14 protein-coding genes are annotated in these 21,846 nt (G+C 43.4%); 8 read left to right on the forward strand and 6 right to left on the reverse strand.

Features of this window, described 5'->3' with window-relative positions; all coding sequences use genetic code 11:
- Positions 1-50: 50 nt before the first annotated feature.
- Together CWO27_RS04400 and CWO27_RS04405 are read left to right on the forward strand one after the other, a co-directional pair.
- Complete coding sequence (locus CWO27_RS04400; protein WP_107898609.1) at positions 51-920, forward strand: AraC family transcriptional regulator; 870 nt, start codon at positions 51-53, stop codon at positions 918-920.
- A gap of 23 nt (positions 921-943) precedes the next feature.
- Positions 944-1,189, forward strand: coding sequence for a hypothetical protein (locus CWO27_RS04405; RefSeq protein WP_107898610.1), 246 nt, complete (start codon positions 944-946; stop codon positions 1,187-1,189).
- A 667-nt stretch (positions 1,190-1,856) separates the two neighbouring features.
- Here CWO27_RS04405 and CWO27_RS04415 read toward each other — a convergent pair.
- The 3 genes from CWO27_RS04415 to CWO27_RS04425 form a co-directional block, all read right to left on the reverse strand.
- A complete protein-coding gene (locus CWO27_RS04415) occupies positions 1,857-2,144 on the reverse strand; it encodes a DUF6966 domain-containing protein (protein ID WP_107898612.1) in 288 nt (95 codons plus the stop codon).
- 8 nt (positions 2,145-2,152) lie between these two features.
- Positions 2,153-7,222, reverse strand: coding sequence for an RHS repeat-associated core domain-containing protein (locus CWO27_RS04420; protein ID WP_170960791.1), 5,070 nt, complete (start codon positions 7,220-7,222; stop codon positions 2,153-2,155).
- A gap of 702 nt (positions 7,223-7,924) precedes the next feature.
- On the reverse strand, positions 7,925-8,260 hold the full coding sequence (locus tag CWO27_RS04425) for a hypothetical protein (RefSeq protein ID WP_102480546.1): 336 nt from the start codon (positions 8,258-8,260) through the stop codon (positions 7,925-7,927).
- A gap of 351 nt (positions 8,261-8,611) precedes the next feature.
- Here CWO27_RS04425 and CWO27_RS23485 point away from each other — a divergent pair, with 351 nt between their 5' ends.
- From CWO27_RS23485 to CWO27_RS04435, 3 genes are all read left to right on the forward strand, one after another.
- Positions 8,612-8,950, forward strand: coding sequence for a hypothetical protein (locus CWO27_RS23485; RefSeq protein ID WP_133146193.1), 339 nt, complete (start codon positions 8,612-8,614; stop codon positions 8,948-8,950).
- 1,154 nt (positions 8,951-10,104) lie between these two features.
- Complete coding sequence (locus tag CWO27_RS04430; protein WP_240698052.1) at positions 10,105-10,419, forward strand: hypothetical protein; 315 nt, start codon at positions 10,105-10,107, stop codon at positions 10,417-10,419.
- A gap of 56 nt (positions 10,420-10,475) precedes the next feature.
- Positions 10,476-10,787, forward strand: a complete 312-nt coding sequence (locus tag CWO27_RS04435) for a hypothetical protein (RefSeq protein ID WP_102478986.1) — start codon at positions 10,476-10,478, stop codon at positions 10,785-10,787.
- A 78-nt stretch (positions 10,788-10,865) separates the two neighbouring features.
- Here the strand turns inward: CWO27_RS04435 and CWO27_RS04440 are convergent, their stop codons facing one another.
- The 3 genes from CWO27_RS04440 to CWO27_RS04455 all read right to left on the reverse strand — a co-directional run bounded on the left by CWO27_RS04440 (position 10,866) and on the right by CWO27_RS04455 (position 17,176).
- Positions 10,866-13,721: an FAD-binding and (Fe-S)-binding domain-containing protein gene (locus tag CWO27_RS04440; RefSeq protein WP_107898614.1), complete on the reverse strand. Its 2,856-nt coding sequence runs from the start codon at positions 13,719-13,721 to the stop codon at positions 10,866-10,868.
- Positions 13,722-14,091: 370 nt separating this feature from the next.
- Positions 14,092-15,231 (reverse strand): FMN-dependent L-lactate dehydrogenase LldD, encoded by a 1,140-nt coding sequence (lldD, locus tag CWO27_RS04450; RefSeq protein WP_010432610.1) that lies wholly within the window; start codon positions 15,229-15,231, stop codon positions 14,092-14,094.
- A gap of 250 nt (positions 15,232-15,481) precedes the next feature.
- Positions 15,482-17,176: an L-lactate permease gene (locus tag CWO27_RS04455; protein WP_107898615.1), complete on the reverse strand. Its 1,695-nt coding sequence runs from the start codon at positions 17,174-17,176 to the stop codon at positions 15,482-15,484.
- A gap of 247 nt (positions 17,177-17,423) precedes the next feature.
- Between CWO27_RS04455 and CWO27_RS04460 the strand changes: the two genes are divergently transcribed.
- The 3 genes from CWO27_RS04460 (at position 17,424) to CWO27_RS04475 (ending at position 21,845) form a co-directional block, all read left to right on the forward strand.
- On the forward strand, positions 17,424-18,341 hold the full coding sequence (locus tag CWO27_RS04460) for a LysR family transcriptional regulator (protein ID WP_102432088.1): 918 nt from the start codon (positions 17,424-17,426) through the stop codon (positions 18,339-18,341).
- Between the two features lie 545 nt (positions 18,342-18,886).
- Positions 18,887-20,227 carry a carbohydrate porin gene (locus tag CWO27_RS04470; RefSeq protein ID WP_102432087.1) on the forward strand — a complete coding sequence of 447 codons (1,341 nt, stop codon included), beginning with the start codon at positions 18,887-18,889 and terminating at the stop codon, positions 20,225-20,227.
- A gap of 610 nt (positions 20,228-20,837) precedes the next feature.
- Complete coding sequence (locus CWO27_RS04475; RefSeq protein ID WP_048660655.1) at positions 20,838-21,845, forward strand: LacI family DNA-binding transcriptional regulator; 1,008 nt, start codon at positions 20,838-20,840, stop codon at positions 21,843-21,845.
- Position 21,846: the final 1 nt, after the last annotated feature.

The raw sequence follows: 21,846 nt of genomic DNA on the forward strand, positions 1-21,846 counted from the left end.
TGGCGTGTCCGTTTATGCTCATAAACATGTCCATTTATGCTATTTGAAAAATGTCACGACAACATATATCTCGAATCAATGATGTTCTGTTCCATATTCATCAAGACATCAGTCAGCCGTTGTCTGCCAAAGCGCTATCTGAGATTGCGGCTTACTCAGAGCAACATTTTCATCGCACGTTCAAAAGTGTGGTGGGGGAGTCGTTACATCAATACATTCGACGTACCCGAATGGAGTATGCCGCTAATCAGTTGATGTTCGATACCCGCTCGTCGGTGGTGGAGATAGCCAATAAATGTGGTTTCAGTTCGGTGTCTTCGTTTAGCCGAGCGTTTAAAGCGACCTTTAATATGTCTCCGAGCGAGTGGCGCAAACACGATTTACAGATCGCCGAAAAGCCTTATTTGAAAGATCCTGAAGTGGCGGCGGGTTATCAAAATGTCGCACAGCGGATACTACCCGAACCAAAAATAGTGGAAACACCTGAACGTATGGCAGCCTATGTTCGCCACACTGGCTATAACCGTTCTATTCGCAATGCGTGGTTGATATTGAAAGCGTGGGCGAACTCTGAGCAACGTGATTTTTCGACCCAGTTTGGTTTGCACCATTCAAACCCTGCTTGGGTCGAGATGGACCAGTGTCGCTATGTGGCGTGTATCGCGATCAGTGAACCTATTAAGTACCGTAGCGTAGTTAATCAGATGGTGATTCCCGGCGGTTTGCATGCTGTGTTTCGACTCAATGGCCGTTATGGAGAGTTGCTACCACAGATCAGTATGGTATTAGAAAAATGGTTACCTACATCAGGTTTCAAGCAGCGTTCAACTCCCGCCTATGTGCATTATCATCAGAATCATTTCCTTAATAGTGATGAAGTGTTTGAACTTGATTTCTATCTTCCCGTGAGTTTTTATTAATCCACCCATTTTGAGGAGTAAACATGTATCTTGTTTTGTATTGCCATAACATTGGTATGACTGATTTTTCTTTTTTTGAGACGGAAGACTTCGACAAAGAAGAGGGTTATATCGTGCGAGGAAAATGGCCGAACGAAAAAGCGTTTCGAGATTACTTGATCAAAGAGTTTGGTGATATGAGAGGGTTCCGAGTGATTGACTTGATCAGCAGAGGTCAAGAGGCTGAGCACTATTCTGCGCAAGAGTTAGCGAACCTGATTAGTGCGTAACCATAGCGTTGAGTATGGTCTCGTTTAAATAAAGTGTATTGTAAAATATTGAAAACCCTAAATATTGCTTATCGCTAAACTTAGCTTGGTTCGGACTGGTAGTCATTATTCAGAGAAAGCTCATGCGGCTTTGAGTCTTCCATCGTCTTTTTTAAGCAAAGGGCATTCTTATTTAAAGTTCTGAATAGTATGGTTTTTCGGGGTGAGCCAGCTTTTAATATGCTTAAACTTGAAGGCTCATTGTTAACTGTATATTTAGGAAAAATAGTAATGAAGAAAATAATCATCTTAGTCGCACTGATACAACTCATGTTGGCCTCTACCAGTCACGCTCAAGAACTCAATAACGAGATGAACAATTCGTTAAGTTTTTGCCCAGAAAACGACATATATTGTCAAATCATCATGAGGGAGCTTTAACCAAAACCACAAAAGGTTGCCTACAAGGCAACCTTTTTCGTTATGGGTAAGCAGAGCATCTCGAGTTTGAGATGGAAATTTTAGCTGCGGTGATCCAACAAGTTGCAAGTTAAAAAGCCCCGAAGGGCTTTGGTATTACTCAATTCGGATCTAATATATTTTCATCAAATGCATCGAAGTGCTCTCTTAAAACCTCACTGTCCTGTTCATCTTCGATAGAAAAGATTTGGCTAGTTTGTTTGTTAAATTACCTATCGTTTAATATGCGAAATAGCTCTGTTCTTAACTCATCTAACTTTTGGTTTTCCTTTATCATAGGTTGACCTTGCTTATATAAAACAAGGTCATTAAAAGAACCCATTCCACCATATATTCTTAGAATTTCGTTACGGAGAATATCTAAATTCTCCACACTAGCGTTATCACATTTTTGTCTAAAGCTATTGAATGACCCGGCCCAGTTACTCTCACCAACGAAAACGAGCAGCTCAATAATTTTTTCAATTACAGAAATTAGCAAAATTACATTCTTCATATTTATTCCTATTTTAAAGGCGAGTTGCCTAAAACTTTCACACCTTCAAGCAACCAAGGTTTCTCGACTACAATCTGCTGAGTACCACCAACAAAATGCCCCCCTTGAGAGCCAACACGACCAGTATGAATTAGCGTTCCAGCAGGTATTCGAACTTTAAAAACAGTATCAAGCGGAGATTTTGCACCACCAGGCCAAACAGGTAATACTGCTTTATCAATTCTTGTTTGAATCTCGCTAATAGGCATATCTTTTGAGAAGAATTGCCCCAGTGGTCTATCTGCTGTACCGGCGCGGTAAAGAATCATATCTTTTTCTAGCACTCTCGAAGTATACTTTCCACCTGTAAAGGTACCTGCAAGGTCATCAGACAACCTGGTTATACCCTTTGTAACACCGGACACGCTCGAGCTGGATGTCAGCAGGCCTATCGTTTCGTCACTATGCTTTAAAGTAACTTTAGCAAATTGAGCGCCACGTATTGCCACTTTCGCTGCAGGTCCAATGAAAATCGCCGCCGCAGTTAGCCCTAATATCTTCGGTGGTATGTCGTGTCCGCCAAATATTGTTTTTCCGGTGGAGACTTCAATAACCGCTTTAAGATTACTGACAACCGGAATGAAATCCATGGTCAGTTCTAGTGCTTCGGCGATATCACCGTCGAATAGGTTACCGCCTAACTCGTTACTGGTGTAATCAATATAGGAACGGATAAACCCTGAAGCGACATTTGTCGCAAAATCACCACCATAGATTTCAGTGGTAATAATACCACCGGCTACAGCCGCAACAAAGCTCTGAAGGGTGGTGCTGAAATCCGACATGTGCTGACCAATTTGGCTATTAGCAGCGGTGGTTAATATGTTGGCTAATAAAGCATCAGAAAAGTCTCGGCCGTAAATCAGGTTATCGGCACCCGCATACGCAGCACTTTTTAACCCAATGTTAGCGACACTTTGCAGCAGAGTGTCGTTACCCAGTAAGTCAACCATAACTTGACTTTCCATTATGATATGGGCGCTACCGTAAGCAATACCGCCACCCACAGCCCCCATTAATATCGACTTTTCGATACCTTTTAGGCTTCCTTTGTTGGCTATGAGGTGAGTAGCTCCACCAGTAGTTGCCCCTGCGGCCATCGCTGCGAGAATTCCTTCTCCAATTAACCCATTGAAATAAGCGAGTGCCGCTGGCCCAACAACCCAGGCTGCCGCTAGCATGGCCAGCACCATTTCAGGGTTCTCTTTGATCATCATGCCAACGATTTTGACACCATGACGAACATCTGATTCCCAGCGCCCTACTTCATGGCGTATTCGTCTTTCAAAACGTTTACTTTCGTGACGTATTTGACTTTCTATCCGTTTTGCTTCGTTCCGGACTCGACTTTCAACGCGCTTTACTTCATTACGAACGTTGCTTTCCGCTCGTTTGGCTTCATTTCGTATTTGGCTTTCTACTCTTTTCGCTTCTTTTCTAATTCGGCTTTCGGCACGTTTGGCTTCATTTCGAACTTTACTCTCTACGCGCTTTGCTTCATTCCTTATTTTGCTTTCCGCTCGTTTGACGACTTTTTTGACTTTATTTCTAATTTTTTTCCACTTCTTTTTTAGGCTCCAATAACCACTAGGGTCTAAGATATTCAGCGGGTCATTTTGCTTAAAACTGTAGCGGTTGTAATTAGGAACAAACTCTTGCCCTTTTACAAATGGGTCGGCTTGAATGAACCTAGCAAGGTATGGGTCATAGACTCTTCCTTTCATATGGATAAGGTCAAAGCCTGCCACGCCCACATGTCCGAACATTGAACTGTAGGCAGTTGACACGGCAAAAGCGTCATCCATTTCAGGTAATAATATGTTGTGCGTGGCACCAAACGGGTCTGTAAAGGTTTGAGAGGTGATATCACCTTCAGAACCTGTGACCATAATTCGTTGGCCTAAGCGATCAGTATGAGAGTAGGCCGTGCCGCACAGTGACTCGTTGCAACTTACCGAAAAACCATTGCCACCAAAACTTTCTTGTGCGCTAGATTCCCCATCTTTTTGGGTATAACTGTACGCCCCCGTTGATAGCGTTTTTGTTGTCGCCCACTCCAATGTTGCAATGTCAAAGCGCTTGTCTGTGCGGACTATTTGTTGCCCATCGGGGCCATAAGTAAAGCGCGTTTCATCACGTTCGACAATGTTGTTGTCTTGCGAATCATAGCGAGCTACATGCACCAAGCGGTTGCTTTGATATTCGAACTCTCGGACACCATCGGATAGTAAGTTACCGTTTAAGTCATAACTAAAATCGCGATTTTCACCGTTTTCTTCTTCAAGGCGCGTTAACTTGAACGGATCGTCTGATTCGTAGTAATATTGGCCAACCCCCTTTTTGTAAGTAATGTTGCCATATTGGTCGTATTCGTACTCTGCGACAGCTGAAATATAGTTACCTGCATCAATATTTTGGCATACGCCATTGATACAAAATTGCTTTATTTCATGTGAAGCTAAACGTCCATTATCGTCATACCCATATTCATCCTCAAATGAAGTCTCGCTGCGATTTTTATAGTAAAAATGACGGAGCCTGCGAGTCAACCTATCGTCGAGATCATATTGATAATCGAATTGATAAACCAATAAACCATTTCGTGCCGCAGATTGCTGCGTGACTTGGCCTGATATACGGTCATATTGGTAAAACTCCTCTATGCCGTTACCAAATCTTACGTGAGTCGGTCTTTGTTGTGCATCTTCTGACAAGATCTCTTTGTATACTCGGCCTGTTTCAGCGTTACTCCATTTATACGCCGCGCCATTCTTAAAGGCGGTTTCGATAGCAAAACTGTTACCCAATCGAGATGATGTGGACTCTTTGATGACCTGACCATTAAGATCGTAATCGTAGTAAGTGCTTTGTGTTTTCCCATCCTCTAGTGTTATATCACGCTGTTTCAGCCAACCGTTAGGCCATTGATAGGTGTTGTCTTCTCGGTATTGAACAGGGTGGCCGACACATTCATCTTGGTTGCCCGCCACTTGAATGACTTGGCTTGGTTCAGCTAATGGTAGTTCTGTTGGATATTGATAACAGATGGTTGAATTGGCGGTGTTCAATCGAGTGATACGATTCAATTGATCGTAACTGAACACAGAACGATCCCCATTGGCGTCTTGCTGCCATTCCAATTGCTTGTTGACGTTGTAATGGTACTGCCAATGTCCACGCGTTGGATCGATAGTATCGGTTCTAAGACCACGTTCGTCATACTTGTGTATGATTCTGGTGGCTGAGTTTCCGTTCAGTTCAGACGACGTTATTTTACCATCGGTGTTATAAGTGAAGGTGACTTCGTTGCCTAAGTGGTCCTCTACTCGGTATAAAAGGCCTGTGATGTCGTAGTAGCGACGTACTGCATTGCCCCATTGATCATAAGTTTCGGTCAGATTCTTTGAAATGTCTGAACGCTTTTTGAGCTGCCCATTAACCTCGTGCTCGATATTTTGTCTATCAAGATCCCCAGTAACAGTGTGTATGACAGCGGTTTCACCTTCAAAATGAGGAAGAGTGATTAGGTTCGCGTTGTCATTATCTCTAGTTTCACCTGTGATAATGAATCGATCATTCAACCCTTTTCTAACATTGAATTCACCACGAGTGGTGGTACAAGTCACTGATTCCGGCAATGAGTAATAGGTGACAAACGTGGTATCAGTAGGACAAACGCCTACCCATTCCTGAAGTCGCGCTGGTACTTCATTAATTGGGTAATACTGGGATTTTTTGGTAATACCTCGTACGGTTTTACTCGTAATACGATGTTGATCATCATATTGGGTTTCATCGTAAATGATGCCATTAATGAGTGATTTTTCTAGACGCCCCTCGCTTGTTGTTTGGTACTGGTAATCAATACAATGGTTGTTTTCACAGCGCTGAATTACATCGTCGCCTTGATAAACAATTTTTTCATCGAGTACACGCTTTCCGTTAACCGTTCGGCGTCTCGAGATAACTCGGTCTTGGCTATCTTGTATTACGTGATCCCGTGTTTCGTAGCGCCCCTGACGTGTCAGCTGCTCAATGAGCTTGTCATTGTCATACTCATATTCGAACTCTTTGACCAGTAGATCACTGACGCCATTTTCGTAGGCTGGGCTAACAATAGATCGTTTTTCAATTTTCCCTACTAGGTAGTCATTCGCATACTGGTATTGAACTTCCTCTTCTATTTGTTGGCCTTCGCCGTTATTTGTTACCGTTAAACGCTTTTCTAAACGATCTTTGTCGTCATAGTCGTTTTCTGTTGTTACCTCTTGACTGAGAGAGCCATCTTCAGCGTAAACGGATTCAACAACTCTTGATTTTTGAGCATGGCCTGAGGAGGTTAAATGCCATTCTGTGGCTGTGTTGGAGAGACGATACTCGACGTTATCTAACATACCAAAACGGGTAATGTTATTAGCCAAGCCTGCGTATGCACCGTGAGTAAGATAACTGGTTACTGTGCGGACACGAGCTAATGGATCAAAAGTACTTTCTTCTCGAACAGAAGTTGGTTGTCCCTTGCTATTTAACGAGTAGGTGTAATTTGATTTTTGGGATTGAGTGTTATTGCGTGGCAAGTTATCACTGTTGATAATCGCGAGTACTCCTCCCATTTTCTTATAATGATGTTTGACGGTTTGTGTACTGTCTCTCCAGCCACTCAAATACGGGAAGGCGTCTAGGTTAGCATCACGCCCATAATCAAGCGTGATAATAGGGGCGCACGTTGGCTCCAACTCGTCTTTTCGGCGTTCACACTGACCAATCGCTGATAAGTATTCTGCTTGGTACGGTGCTTTTTTCCAGCCAGAACCATTAGGGTTTTTGACCCCAGAATTATGATCAATCCAAGTCTGAGTATTAAAGAAATAAGAAACAAGTCTATCGCTGTGATCAACGTCCACTTGCGTTAAGCTGCCTTTTTTGGTCACCGAGACGGAAGCGCTAGCTTCTAAAGCTTTAATTCCCTCGATCTGATGGGTGTTTTTGACAAAAGAAAGACGTGCCGATTTATTCTCATATGGTACTGATAGAGACAAACCAGCTTGACCTTGGTCGGTAACATATGACTCTAGATTAATCGCCTGGTCAGATTGGGAAAATGATGAGTATGGATAAGAGAAGTACCCTCTAATAAGACCAGTTGTGACGGCACGATAAGACTGAGAAACCCTAGGTGAGGTTTTATAGTTATTTATATTAAATTTATAAGCCCCCATCGCTAAAGATATTGACTGGGCAGTTTTATCGTAACTATAACTGTTACTAGGAAGCTTATTACTGCGACTCCATTTCACGAAATCACTGTAACGTGTCTTATTTTTATTGGTAAAGAGTTCACTTTTCCAATGTTTATTTTCTTTCCATACTCGCAAGTATCGAGTACGGGATTGTACTGAAGACCCAGGCCCAATTGGGACAGGGACTGCCACTTCGCCATGAATCATAACAAAGGGGCGATCGGTCGATTCTATAACCTTGGCATAGAACTGATAATTGTCTTTGCTTACATCTTTTAGATAGACATCAAGCGTGGCTGAACGAGCATATGATGTTACTGCAAGGAGTAAACATATAATTATTTTTATTATTCTCATAGGAGATATTAATTAATACGAGAGTATTATTTCCTTTATGACTATTCGAAATAGCTGATTAAAGTTGAAATTATTAGACTGGAGGAGCCTAAAACTAGGTAGACTAAAATGGCGTAACTTTTATTACGCACAGTGTTGGCCTACTTAATGCCTAACTAAAAATCGATTGATATTGGCTTCACATTGTTTAGTTTGTTGTGGGTCATAACGTATTAACACTTTTTTTTGTGATGAAAAGGCAGCCATCAGAGCACTTGCTTTGACATTGTAGTTTTTGTCAGTAATTAAAATGCCAAATCGAGATCCGTTGTCGCAGCTAGAAACATTTTCATCTTTATAGTCAATTATCACAATTAAACCGCTGTCGTGAGGATAGAGGTGTTTAATATGAACCCAAGGGGAGCTCTTCCAAGTAGTCGCGGAGTGTGCCGCCATTGACGTTATTAATGCCAACCCAGCTGAAATCATTGTTTTTTTCATTTCCTTTCCTTTAATAATATTATTTTCTGGGCTCCAGAATGGATAAAGAGAATTCTTAAGAACTTGTTATTGTTGCTTCATGATTACCATAAAAAAACGGGCGGTATGCTACATGATGCAATGGTAAATGCCAGTTAAATTTTATAGAATGTCATCAAAAAGAAAAAAGTTTACAAAATTACGGTTAAAAAGTAGTATTGCGCCACCTAAATTGGCACGTATGGTTCTAATCTTTTAGAAGCGATTTAACGTTAGGTGAATTTTTAATTGACTTTATTGTCATTTTTGTTGACTGGTGTGGAGAATTTTCATAGTGATTTTTCAGCTCGGTCGCTAATTAAGAGGTGATCTGTGAGTAGGTCTATCGTTTTATTTTTTATTTGTCTGATATCTTTGTCAGCTAGTGCAAATTCAAATTTTGGAACCAAAAATATTACAAAAATCATAGCTCATGATTCCGGGAATATCTTTGTCTATTTTTCAGGGGAAACAACTCATAGCGAAAACTGTGACTCTAAATCTACTTATGTGTTACCTAAAGAAAATATTTTCTTCAAAGAGATGTATTCAGGTTTGTTAGCCTCAATGCACTCTGGAGCAAAAGTCAGTGGGTGGGTGAATGGCTGTTATAACGTTTGGGGAAACACTAAAACTAAAATAACAAGATTAGACTTTATTCCACGCTCTTAAGAGGGAGGCTTTATATTGAAAGTAGTATTGTTTTTTTTAGTGTTCTTTTTCTCACCGTATGGTTTTTCTGATTGCAACGGCGTTCATTGTACTAATGTAAAAGTAACCCGCTTGGTTGTTACTGATTCTGGCATTTCTGTCGGTACATCTGGAGAAGAAAATAAATTGAATTGTGATTCTGGAAAATATAACTATTTGAAACTTGATTCGAATAGTAGAAACTACAACTCAATCTATAGTCTAATTTTGAGTGCTCACACTATAGAACACCCAATCTGGATTCGTGTTTCTGATGAGCCTACATGTAAGATTTCCTATGTTGTGTCAGACAAATGAAACAATATTATAAATCTGTATTCGACTGTTCAAAGTAGGTTCTAATGAACGTTTTATTATTGGAACTACCATTCTATACGATGTAGTCATTTACAATGATTTTTATACCCTTCTTGTCGATAGGAGGTAATACTGTTGTTTGGTTTGAATTTTAATCAATGGTAGCGATACAGAAGTTTGGCTTTCTTTGCTATCCGTACTAATTATAATTGTGGGTTTTAAAATAAAAATGAAAAAAAAAGCTATATTGTTTCTTTTGTCACTAAGTTCATTTTCTCAGGCGGCTACTACTGGACCAAGAACAATTCATGCAGTAGGTTGTCATTTACACGACAACACATGCTATGTTTCGGTTGATAAGGTAGTTGGAAGCAATGAATGTTCATCGACGTCGATACGCTGGAAGTCAAATGACGTTAATGGTAAAGAAACCTTAAGCCTATTGATGGCAGCTTCGGTTGCACAGAAAAAAGTTACATTTAATCTTGATGGTAATTGTATGGGGGTATTTCCTAAATTTAATTATATAGTAGTACATCCCAGTAATTAGATTTTTATTTTTTAACATATTAATAATTCAATGTGAAATGTATCGCCCAGCGACTATTTAATCTAATTGGTTATTGAATTTTAATAATTGGTGATATTTATCTTCCTATATTTTTTAGAACACCTTTATTGAAATCGAGGTCATATAAATGTTGGGTGGACAGGTTTCTTTTGCACAATATAAACGATTTATAATCGTCGGTGATTAGGAAGAGATTAAATATGTTATGGTTTGTGAAAACAAATGTGAATTTAGGGGGAGGAAAGTGGTGAAAATCACAATGATATTATTTTTTTTCATTATGTCATTGAGTGTGAATGCGGCTGAAAATTATCAGAGTGGAAGTATTTCAAATCTTACTGCAACAACCGCGGGTATAATGATTATGTTAGATACAGGACTACCAACCAAGTGTAATGGAAGCCCATATGGATGGATGCTAATCAAGCAAGAGTATACAGCTTTAACTTCTGTAGTTCTGGCTGGTTGGATTGCAGGGAAAAAGTCTGGAACGGTATATATATCAGGTCGCGAAAATGGAGATGGAGTGTGTCTTGTAAATCAGTGGGATCCTGAGAATTAGTATATCTATGAAACAATACCTAAGAGGACAATTAAAATGATTTATAGGATTTTAAGTTGAAAAAATATTTACTTTTAATATTAATAACGATCAACCCAACTGGAGCTTTTGCTACCGGTGCTAACCAAACAATAACTCAAATATATTATTGTGGAGAGGATTTCGCACTTCAAATGAGCGGGGGGGATTGGTATCTAGTACAAAGAAAAGTTGTAGGTGATAAAAAGTTTGATCATTTTCTTTCTATGTCCATGTTTATGATGGCTTCAAACAAGCAAACAGCTAACATTTTTCCTGGTGAACCGTTAGATAATTGGTGTGGTAACAAGGGATTTAAGCCAATTGATAAACTAAGTATGAAAAACTAAATATTTCGGTTGGAGATAAAAGTTAAAAAGAGGCTATGCTAGGCTAGCCTCTTTGGTGTTATTGCATTTTGAACATAATTATTGCGCCACTTCGTCCACCAAGTACAAGATTGACTGGTAAGGAATGCCGCTGTGGTGTGATAAACCGATCTCACAGGTTCGGCTGTTACTGAATCCACGAGTACAGTTGCTCGGCACTTGTTCCTTAAGTGGGTGTACCGCCGCTTCATTCAGCTCTGGAGTGGTAAAACCTTTATCACCCGCCCAACCACAGCATTGAATGTGCTCAGGAACGATGACCTCTTCGGTACAGGCTTTAGCAAGGTTCAACATCGCGCCTTCCAAACCCATTCGACGAGAACTACACGTCACATGCAGCATCACGGTCTCTTGCAGCGGCTCAAGTGTCAGGTGCTCCAGCAGGTACTGGTTCACAAACCCTGTCGGCTCTAGCACTTCTAGGGGCTTGGTGAACTGTTCAATACTGCGTTTAGCACACGGGCTGGTATCCATTAATACTGGGTATTCACCCTGACGACTCGCTTGCCACAACACTTCTTCGAGCTGTTGCGCTTTAGATTGGGCTAAATCGGTCATTCCTTTGCTGTCGTAAGGCATGCCACAACATTGGTCATCTAGCTTCTTCGCAAGAATAACCTCAAATCCTGCTTTGTTAAGCAAAGACATGGTCACTTCAGTTAGGGGACGTTGGTCGCCCGCATCACTCTGTTGTCCCATGGTGCGACTCGCACACGAAGGCAGGTAAACCACCTTCTTATGATTGCTTGAGGATTCTGCCGTCACTGGTGATGAGACTAGCGAGTGACTATTGGATTGCGGCATCTCAGGCATCCAAATTGGTGTTGCGCCTTTGGTCATCGAACGCAAGCCGTTGGTTAGCTTGCCGACTGTATTTTCGCCTAATATTTTGCTCGCCACTTGGTTGGTTTTGAGGCCAACCTTGGTCAACTTAGTGGTGGTCGAGAAATGATCTGCGGTCCACTTAGCGATTGGCGTAAATTTCTCATACTTGGCGATACGAAGCTTCTTAATCAAGTCGCCAGTGTTGATTCCCACTGGACAACGCTCGGCACACAGGCCTGTCGCAGCGCAGGTATCAATGCCTTGGTATTCAAAGGTCTTCTCTAGTTCGCTGGCTTCTATTTCTTCACCTACTGCTCGGCGGCGTTGTAGCTCTCGATACAACACAATACGTTGGCGTGGCGATAGAGTGAGCGTACGAGATGGGCAGACAGGCTCACAGAAGCCACATTCAATACAGCGGTCGATAAGGTCATCGGCAGCAGGCATTGGCTTCAAATTGGTGATGTGTGAATTTGGATTGTCGTTGATAATAACGCCGGGGTTGAGCAGTCTTTCTGGATCGAACAACGCCTTGATTTGTTGCATCAAAGCATAACCATCTTTACCCCATTCCAACTCGACGTAAGGTGCCATGTTACGACCCGTGCCGTGTTCTGCTTTCAATGAACCTTGGTATTTCACCGCGACCAGTTCGGCAACGTCATCCATGAAACCGCCGTAGCGATCGATCTCTTCTTGGCTGTCGAAGCCTTGAGTAAACACAAAGTGCAGGTTGCCTTCGAGGGCGTGACCAAAAATGATCGCTTCGCTGTAGTCGTATTTATCGAACAGCTCTTGCAGTTCTCGAATGCCGTTAGCGAGGTTTTCAACGGGGAAAGCCACGTCTTCAATGATAACGGTAGTACCAACTTCACGAACCGCGCCAACCGCTGGGAACATACCTTTGCGAATGCCCCACAGAGTCGCGACTGTCTTTGGATCGGAAGTGAAAGGCACTGATTCAACAATCGTATATTCCGATAACGCATCCAAAATTGATTTACATTGTAAATCTAAGTCCTGCTGGGAGCTGGCGTGTGACTCAACTAAAATCGCCGCTGCTTCTAAATCTAAGCTCGGCATAAACGCAGGCATACCCGGTTTATCCGCGACTGAACACAGTGCTCTGCCATCCATCAATTCCACCGCAGCAACTGGTGTTTTGGATAGTGTCGTCACGGCTTTACTTGCTTGCTCGATATCGGCAAACACTAGCAGCGCCGAAGCTTTGTTCGGATGTTCGATCACCGTGTTGTAGGTAATCTCAGCGATGAAGCCGAGCGTGCCTTCTGAGCCAATCATCAGGTGTTTGATGATCTCAATTGGGTCGTGGTAATCGACCAAAGCATTGAGCGCGTAGCCGGTGGTGTTTTTTAGGCGGTACTTGTGGCGGATTCTGTCGGCCAGTTCTTGGTTTGACGCTGTCTGTTGATGTAATTCGACAATGCCTTCAAACAGCGCTTTGTGTGATTGCTTGAACGCCTCAACACTGGCGTTATCAGCAGTATCAAGCAGGGTGCCATCACTCAGTACGACTTTCATGCTCTCAACGGTGCGATAAGAGTTTTGCGCAGTACCGCAACACATGCCACTGGCGTTATTGGCTGCGATACCACCGATTTTACAGGTATTGATAGAGGCTGGATCGGGGCCGATTTTACGTTGGAAAGGGGCAAGATATTTGTTGGCATCAGCACCAATTACACCAGGTTGAAGAATGATCTGATTGCCGTTATCGACGATTTCGTGGCCACGCCAGTCATCAGTCAATGTGATGAGCACCGAGTCTGAAACCGCTTGCCCTGAAAGGCTGGTGCCCGCGGCGCGAAAGGTAAAATGAATCCCCAGTTCGCGACAGCTTTGAATGGTGAATATGACTTCGTCTAAGTTTTTGAGCCTTAGAACCATTTTCGGCACCAAGCGATAAAAACTCGCATCGGTGCCGTAAGCCAAGCGCTTTGCATCTTGAGTGACAATGCGTTCTGTTTCTATTTTTTGAGCCAGTATCGCTTCAAGCTGCAGATAAGCTTGTGCGTCTATTACTCGCTCATGGGATGTGTTTGTCTCCATCTTTGCTTCCTTGTGCTTCTTATTTGGCACTGTTCAGGGCGTGTTGACCTTTCGTGGTTAAATTTTGTTCGAGTAAAACGCTTTTAGCTGAACCCTTCGGGCAGCGTTTGCTGGCCATTTCTACTACGTTATCGGCTTCTCATGTAGGCTAGCTACACATCGACGCCTCTGCCTTGTATAAATACCCAGCAACTCGCTGCAAAAATCAACTCGAAAGATCAACACGCCCTAGCTTTTTATTTTATTTTCCAGTGCTTAAACGGTGTCACAACGGCAGTGGAATTGCTGTGACACCGATTGAACTTCAGTCTAAGTAGACCAAAGCATTAGTCCGAATCTGAATCTGAATCTGAATCCGAGTCGTGGCGGGTTAATCTAACCCCACCAAAGATTCACGAGTTAAGTCTTTGATTGTCTTTGCGCCTGTTAATGTCATCGCAACACGCATCTCTTTGTCGTACAGGTCGAGTAGGTTTTCAACACCTGCTTGTCCTTGCGCAGCTAACGCGTAGACGAAAGAGCGACCAAGCAAGGTGCAGTCTGCGCCCATCGCCATCATGCGAACTACATCTAAGCCAGTACGAATGCCAGAGTCGACCAGAATCTTGGTGTCGCCTTTTACCGCGTCTGCAATCGCAGGCAGTGCTTTAGCACTTGATAGAACACCATCAAGCTGACGACCGCCGTGGTTTGAAACTACGATACCGTCTGCACCAAATCTAACGGCGTCTTTTGCATCTTCTTCATCAAGAATGCCTTTGATGACCATCGGGCCGTCCCAGAAGTCACGGATCCACTCTAGGTCTTTCCATGAAATCGACGGGTCGAAGTTGTCACCCAACCAACCGATGTAGTCTTCCAGTTTGGTTGGAGATCCGCGGTAAGTAGAGATATTGCCAAGATCGTGTGGTTTACCCAAAAGGCCAACATCAACGGCCCAACTAGGATGACGCATAGATTGAAATACACGACGAATTGCTGCATTTGGACCACTCATTCCTGAGTGCATGTCACGGTAGCGAGCGCCGGGTACTGGCATATCCACCGTGAAGACCAGTGTTGTTACGCCAGCCGCTTTGGCACGTTCCAATACGTTCTTCATGAAGCCACGATCTTTTAGTACGTAAAGTTGGAACCACATTGGGCGCTCAATCTTAGGTGCGACTTCTTCGATCGGGCATACCGATACGGTCGACATCGTAAAAGGGATGCCTTTATTGTCTGCGGCTTTAGCAGCTTGTACTTCGCCACGTCGTGCGTACATGCCGGTTAGACCAACGGGTGCTAAGGCAATCGGCATCGCTAGTTTTTCGCCAAACAGCTCAGTTTCCAAATTCAGATCTGACATGTCATTGAGGACACGCTGCTTGAGCGCGATCTCTGCAAGATCGGCTGTGTTGCGGCGTAGGGTATGTTCACCGTAAGAACCGCCGTCAATGTAGTGGAAAAGAAACGGTGGTAATTTCGCTTTTGCTGCGGCGCGGTAATCAGTCGATGCGGATATGATCATAATTTCAGTCCTAAATTCTTGGGATGTTGCCCTTCTATGAGAGCTTGGCTTGGGCTGCTTTAATTCTTGAAAAAGTAAGCGTTGGTTGTTTCTTAAACAGTGAAACAGATAAGCAATAAAATGGCGTTAATACCCGAGGGTGTTGATGTGTTTTAGTATCCATTCCGAAACTCATCAACTGTCTTATTAGACGGTGTTGCAGTCGGGGAATTGAGTATTAACGCCAAGTGCTTTTGTAACGACTTATGGTTTACATAAGTGCGTCTGTCATTTTGAAGCCGTAGATCACCACTAGGCCGATGATTCCTGTCATCACCAAGTAGTAGAACGTTGGGATGATTGTCTTACGTAGGGTTGCGCCTTCGCGTCCTAGTAAGCCCACGGTTGCTGAAGCGGCTACCACGTTGTGAATCGCAATCATGTTACCTGCTGCTGCACCAACGGCTTGAAGAGCAACAACCACCGCACTAGAGATAGTCAGAGTTTGCGCAACTTCGAATTGGAACTGGCTGAACATCATGTTTGAAACCGTGTTCGAACCTGCAATGAAGGCACCTAGCGCACCCACCGTGGCACTCAATGCTGGGAATGCGCCGCCAACTAGGCCTGCTGCAAAGTTTGCCGTCGTTACTGGCATACTTGCCAAATCTGCACCGTTTACACCAGAGTTAATGAAGATACGTACCATTGGGATGGTGAACACCAACACAAAGCCTGCACCAATCAGTGTCTTGCTCGACTCACCAAAGGCTTTAGCCAGTGGAGCTGCGCTGCGAGATTGCATCAGAACCGCAACCAGCGCGACGAAGACTAAGATGCCGCCCGGTAGGTACAGAGGTTGAATCGCTGTGCTGACGCCTGTCTCACCAAGGATGTTGCTGAATGAAAGGCTAACGCTCTTGAGTAGGCCTTTGAACTCAGGACTCACACGGCTAGCAACCAGAGTTACAGCTAGCAGCACGTAAGGTGCCCATGCCATCGCCATGCTCATCTTCTTATGATTGTGGTTGTTGTCGTCAAGGTCGATTTTCAGCGAACCTAGCCATTCTGCTGGCCACTTGTCTTCGCTTTCAAAATCCCATTTTGATTTAGGTACTAGGAAGCCGCGTTTTGCTGCTGTTACGACAATCGCAAGGCCAACCAAACCACCAATCAGTGATGGGAATTCAGCACCTAGGAAGACACCCGTTAGTGCGTAAGGAATGGTGAAAGCGGCACCTGCGAACAGTGCGAATGGCAGGATATCAAGACCTTCAGTCCAGCTTTTGTTCTTACCGAAGAAGCGAGTCAGCATCATCGCCATCAATACAGGAATCATCACACCAACACAGGCGTGGATGATCGCAACACTTGACGTGATTTGTTGTAGGTAAGCGTCCCAAGTAGAGCCGTGAGCAATCAAGCTTTCACCGATGTTGTGCGTATCTAAACCTTTGTTCACACCAACGATAATAGGAGTGCCAACCGCGCCGAACGATACCGGCGTAGATTGAATCATCATGCCCATCAGTACCGCAGCTAATGCTGGGAAGCCGATTGCAACGAGTAGCGGTGCGGCGATTGCAGCGGGTGTGCCGAAGCCAGATGCGCCCTCAATGAATGAACCAAAACACCAAGCAATGATGATCGCTTGCACACGACGGTCTGCTGATATATCAGTAAAGCCGTTGCGGATGGTGGTGATAGCTCCGGTGTGTTTCAAAGTGTTTAATAAGAAGATGGCGCCAAACACAATCCAGAGAACTGATACGGTAATGCCGAAGCCTTGGAATACTGAAGCCAGCACGCGAGTGCTAGACATATCCCATGCGAATAGGGCGATAGCAACGGTTAATGCAAATGCCACTGGCATCGCTTTTTTTGCAGGCCAGTTAAGGCCAACCAGCAGAATCGCTGCAACAACTATTGGCGAAAAGGCCAATAATGCTAGTAGAGTTTCACTCATGGGTACTTCCTCGTACTTGTTTTCAAACGTTCATGTTTGAAGTGAATAACACGTCATTAGTTTTGTAGGTGTAATCTGAATCTCGAGGATTCAATTGTTGTAATTAGAGTCGCTTTATTTGTAACCGATGTGATTGCAAAAGCTGTTTTTGTAATTGTTTTGTTAATTTGGCGTGAATTTACCCCTTTATTTTTTATTGATATAGGGAAATAATGAAAATAATTAATTCCAAAATTGGCATAATCAAATGCGAGCAGACGATTTGATCCTGTTTTCACAGGTAGTAGAACTGGGCAGTTTCAGTAAAGTGGCAGAGCAAAATAACCTTACAAATTCGGTAGTTAGTAAAAGAATTGCGCGTTTGGAAGAAGAGATTGGCGTGCAATTATTGTATCGAACGACGCGTAAATTGACGCTTACCGAAGCCGGTAAGGCAATGTTACATAGCGCCAAAAATGTGAAGCAGGCGGCGCAAGAGGCTATGGACGCAGTTTCAGGCTTTGGTGAGAATGTCAGTGGTCATATCAAAATGTCAGTGCCTACTATCTCTGGAGATTTGATTCTCGCAGACGCCGTTGCCGAGTTTTGTAATATGCACCCAGGTTTAACGGTCGATATGTCGCTTAACAATCGTTTTGTTGATCTGGTTGAGGATGGTTTGGACTTGGTAATTCGTACCGGTTACTTGGAAGATTCCAGCCTTATTGCCCGTCATATATTGGATTCGCAATGGGTGGTGTGTGCCTCGCCCTCTTATATCGCCAAGAATGGTAAGCCAATGCTGCCTAAAGACTTGGTGAAGCACAATTGCTTGCAATACGCCTATCAAACAACAGGCGCTAGCGAGTGGCAGTTTCTGCACAGTAAAGATGGCTGTACCGACAACGATAAATACATTGTGCGTGTCTCAGGCTCTTTTTCGACTGACAACGCGACGGCATTAAGAAAAGCCGCATTGGGCGGACATGGAGTGGCGTACGTGCCACGTTGTCTGGTTTATCACGATATTCGTAATGGTCAGCTGGTGGATATTTTCCCTGATTTGGTCGGGAAAAAGTTGGGCATTTATGCGGTGTACCCTTTTACTCGCCAGCCACCAAACAAAATTAAGCTACTGATCGAACACATCAGAGCGCGTTACCTGACGATTTCACATTATTTTTAATGTTATGAGTTTTCGCCATGTTTTGATGAGTCGAGTCATAGCGTTACAGCATATAAAAGAAGGATCATGATAACTGCGGGGGATGCCGCAGAGTAAAGCTGTCGATCTCACTGCTAATATCTATGCATTTACTCTATTCAATATGGGAATAGAGTCCCTAGATTCACTTTAGCGAATACTTGATTTTAGATAACTGGGTATTTGACTAAGACCAAAAAACCTCAAAATCTGCCTTAGATTTTGAGGTTTTTCATATATATGAAAACCAATCAAAACTGCATCATGTTTCCCTCACTTTTACACTCTGTTTTCCGTGATAGACCCCGCCATTATTGATGAAATGAAAGCGATTTCAAGCTGCTGTTTTACGCATTATTCAATCTAACTTACTGATATTTAATTAATACTTTTGGCTGTGAACTTTCTAAAAGTTTCATGGGTTTTAAGCTGATTTATCAGTGTGAACAGCGACTAACTTTTCAACGCTTTCATTGCTTAATATTTCCCTGTTCGATGAAAACTCAAAAAAATAATAGGGAATTACAATGCAAAAATTTAAGCTTTTGCCAATAACAGTCGCAGTGGCGGCTTCGCTTGCTTCACTCTCTTCTTTCGCTGCAGAGACGGATCTTGCTGCTTTGGAACAACGAATCCAAGAGTTGGAGTCTCAGGTTGGAGATATCAAGTACACTGATGACCAACAACAAGCGGTTCTAACTTCAGACACGAATGTACCAGACGGTATCGTCTTCTCTGGTTATGCTCGTTACGGCGCTCACTATAAAAGCGGTGATGAGCGTTATGTAGACATCGGTACAACAGGTCGCTCAGTTGGTCGTTTAGGTAATGAAGCCAATGGTGGTGAAGTTCAGTTAGCTAAACTTTTCCAAGCTGACAATGGCGCTATCTGGGACGTCGTATTCATGGCTGACCACTGGGAAGCAGACGCGTGGGCTGATGACGGCGGTCTAAGTATGAAGAAAATGTATGCCGGTGTAACTAATGTATTTGAAAGCCAACCAGAACTTTACATGTGGGCTGGTCGCGATTTCCATCAACGTCCGCAACAAGGTTTGAACGATTACTTCTGGATGACACATGATGGTCAAGGTGCTGGTTTTAACAACTTAGACTTCGGTGGCGCCAAGCTAGACATGGGCTTTGTTGGTCAAGTGAAAGGTGGCCTAGTAAATGACAATGGTCGATACGCAGTGACCGCGAAGCTACACAGTATTGATGCTGGCATAGGTAATCTGGATTTTTACGCGAACTACGGTTTTGCATCGAGCGAAGCGGATACGTCTACGACGACTGAGTATGTATACGATCCAGTAACAGATTCAATGCAGCCTGTCGTGACTGCAGGTCAAAAAGTCAGTGATGAAACGGCATACTTAGTAGGTGCAACATTGGGCTTGGGTGAGTCTAACAAATTGGTTGTTAAGTACGGTGACGGTGCAGACTCATCTGTATTTGAACTGAAAGGTGATTACCAAACTTTGTACGCAAGTGTTGAAGGTAGCTACGCAGCGACAGACAACTTCATCATTGATTACTTAGTGTCGTACAAAGACAATTCTGGCTCAGATCTAGACCGTGAGAACACAGAATACGCGGGTATCGTTCGTCCACAGTACCAATGGGATGATGTTCACTCTACATGGTTAGAAGCTGGCTACGGCATGGTTGATTACGATGACGATGGTGAAGAGAACGCGTGGAAAGTAACGCTGTCTCAAAACGTTTCTCTAGGTGGTTTACCTTGGAGCCGTCCAATGCTTCGCTTCTACACAACGGTGGGTGATGTAGAAACGAAAGGTAACACAGTGAAGACAACGAATGTTGATACATTGTCGTTCGGCGCAATGTTTGAAGCCTGGTGGTAATCACCGATATAGAAAGCGCAGCTCTTTGAATTCGGCATATTTTCAAGGAGCGATACTTTCGAATATCCAAGCTTGTTAAGGGCATACGTTGAAATACCTATGCTTTTAACGAGCAAGTAATACTGTCCATTTTAGCCCTAAAGGCAGATTGATTAGGGCATGTTATATAACTCCATTCTTGGGCACATTCTTTGTGCCCTTTTTTTCGCCACTAAATCAAGGATTCACCATGAGACTTTCTTCCATCGTGTCTCGAGTTTATTTAGGTTTCTCTGTACTGATCGTGATTATGCATGGTTAAGCATCAGTAGCAATAAAGACATAACGACTCGAATCGAAAACATCACCCAATCGCGCTGATAGAAAAACTGAGTTTAGACGTGCTTGTTTGATCTGAAGAACAAGTAACCGATAGGCGTCCTGATAGTATTAACAATAATCCCATGAAACAGTTTCATGGCGTAAAGGTAATCTGTAAGCGCTTTCATGATTTCCAGAACTGACCTTTTTACCTCCAAGTTTAGTGTGATGTTACTCACGCCTACTGAGACCTAATTCCTTAATAATCGTTTTGTAAGCGGTTACAAGCTAATGAAGTATCGAGGTTCGAGTGGCGACAATTAAACACGTATCAGAACATGCAGGTGTGTCTCAAGCGACAGTGTCTAGAGTGATCAACGGCACCAGTAGAGTGAGTCATGACAAGAAATTAAAGGTTGAAAAAGCGATCAAGGAGTTGGGTTATCGCCCGAATTCTATCGCTCAAGCCTTAGCTTCAAGTCGTACCGGTAGTGTTGGCGTTGTTGTTCCAGAACTTGGTGGCTCTTTCTATTCAGGCATCTTGCATAGCATAGAAGAAAACCTACGCCGCTTTGGTTACCACGCTGTTGTTGCGGCGGGCTCGAACACCGAACAAGGGCAGCGCGAGTCGGTGGAGTTTCTGTTGGGGCGTCGTGTTGATGCTTTGATTCTTCATACTCAACTGCTCAGTGATGACTATTTAATTGAATTGGAAGAACAGGGGACTCCTGTGGTTTTAATTAACCGCTTCATCCCAGAAATGGCGATGAGTTGCATTGATATTGATAACGAAGTCGGGGGGCTACTCGCTACTCAATACCTTTTGCAAAAGGGACATACAGATATCGCGTGTATTACCGGGCCTTTAGATAAAGCAGACGCTAGGGGGCGTTTACAGGGGTATCGAAAGGCCTTGGAAGAAGCGGGTGTGCCTTACGATGAAGCTTTAGTCTCGGAAGCGGGCTTTACTGAAGAGACTGGCATCAGTGCTATGAAGAAGCTAATCAACCGTAAGTGTAAGTTTACGGCGGTGTTTGCTTCTAATGATCACATGGCATTTGGCGCCTTCGAAGTTCTGCATCAAGAGGGATTGTCTGTTCCGAAAGATGTTTCTCTTGTTGGCTTCGATAACACTATCTTCGCGCGCTATCTGACCCCTAGTTTGACCACCATTAATTTCCCTATTGAAGAGATGAGCATTGAAGCAGTGCAGCTCACTCTGCAAAAGCTAAAAAAAATCAAACATGACGTGAACTTTAAATTGCTGCCGACGTTGGTCACTAGAAACTCGGTATCGGATTTACTCGTTACCCTATAAA

The organism is Vibrio sp. 10N.286.51.C3, from assembly GCF_003050065.1.
GTDB lineage: Bacteria > Pseudomonadota > Gammaproteobacteria > Enterobacterales > Vibrionaceae > Vibrio > Vibrio crassostreae.

What these genes read in the sequence shown, in the direction of transcription:
- CWO27_RS04460 (WP_102432088.1), top strand. Translation starts at nt 17,424, where the DNA reads ATGCGAGCAGACGATTTGATCCTGTTTTCACAGGTAGTAGAACTGGGC.
- CWO27_RS04455 (WP_107898615.1), bottom strand. Translation starts at nt 17,176, where the DNA reads ATGAGTGAAACTCTACTAGCATTATTGGCCTTTTCGCCAATAGTTGTT.
- lldD (WP_010432610.1), bottom strand. Translation starts at nt 15,231, where the DNA reads ATGATCATATCCGCATCGACTGATTACCGCGCCGCAGCAAAAGCGAAA.
- CWO27_RS04425 (WP_102480546.1), bottom strand. Translation starts at nt 8,260, where the DNA reads ATGAAAAAAACAATGATTTCAGCTGGGTTGGCATTAATAACGTCAATG.
- CWO27_RS04440 (WP_107898614.1), bottom strand. Translation starts at nt 13,721, where the DNA reads ATGGAGACAAACACATCCCATGAGCGAGTAATAGACGCACAAGCTTAT.
- CWO27_RS04405 (WP_107898610.1), top strand. Translation starts at nt 944, where the DNA reads ATGTATCTTGTTTTGTATTGCCATAACATTGGTATGACTGATTTTTCT.
- CWO27_RS04415 (WP_107898612.1), bottom strand. Translation starts at nt 2,144, where the DNA reads ATGAAGAATGTAATTTTGCTAATTTCTGTAATTGAAAAAATTATTGAG.
- CWO27_RS04400 (WP_107898609.1), top strand. Translation starts at nt 51, where the DNA reads ATGTCACGACAACATATATCTCGAATCAATGATGTTCTGTTCCATATT.
- CWO27_RS04470 (WP_102432087.1), top strand. Translation starts at nt 18,887, where the DNA reads ATGCAAAAATTTAAGCTTTTGCCAATAACAGTCGCAGTGGCGGCTTCG.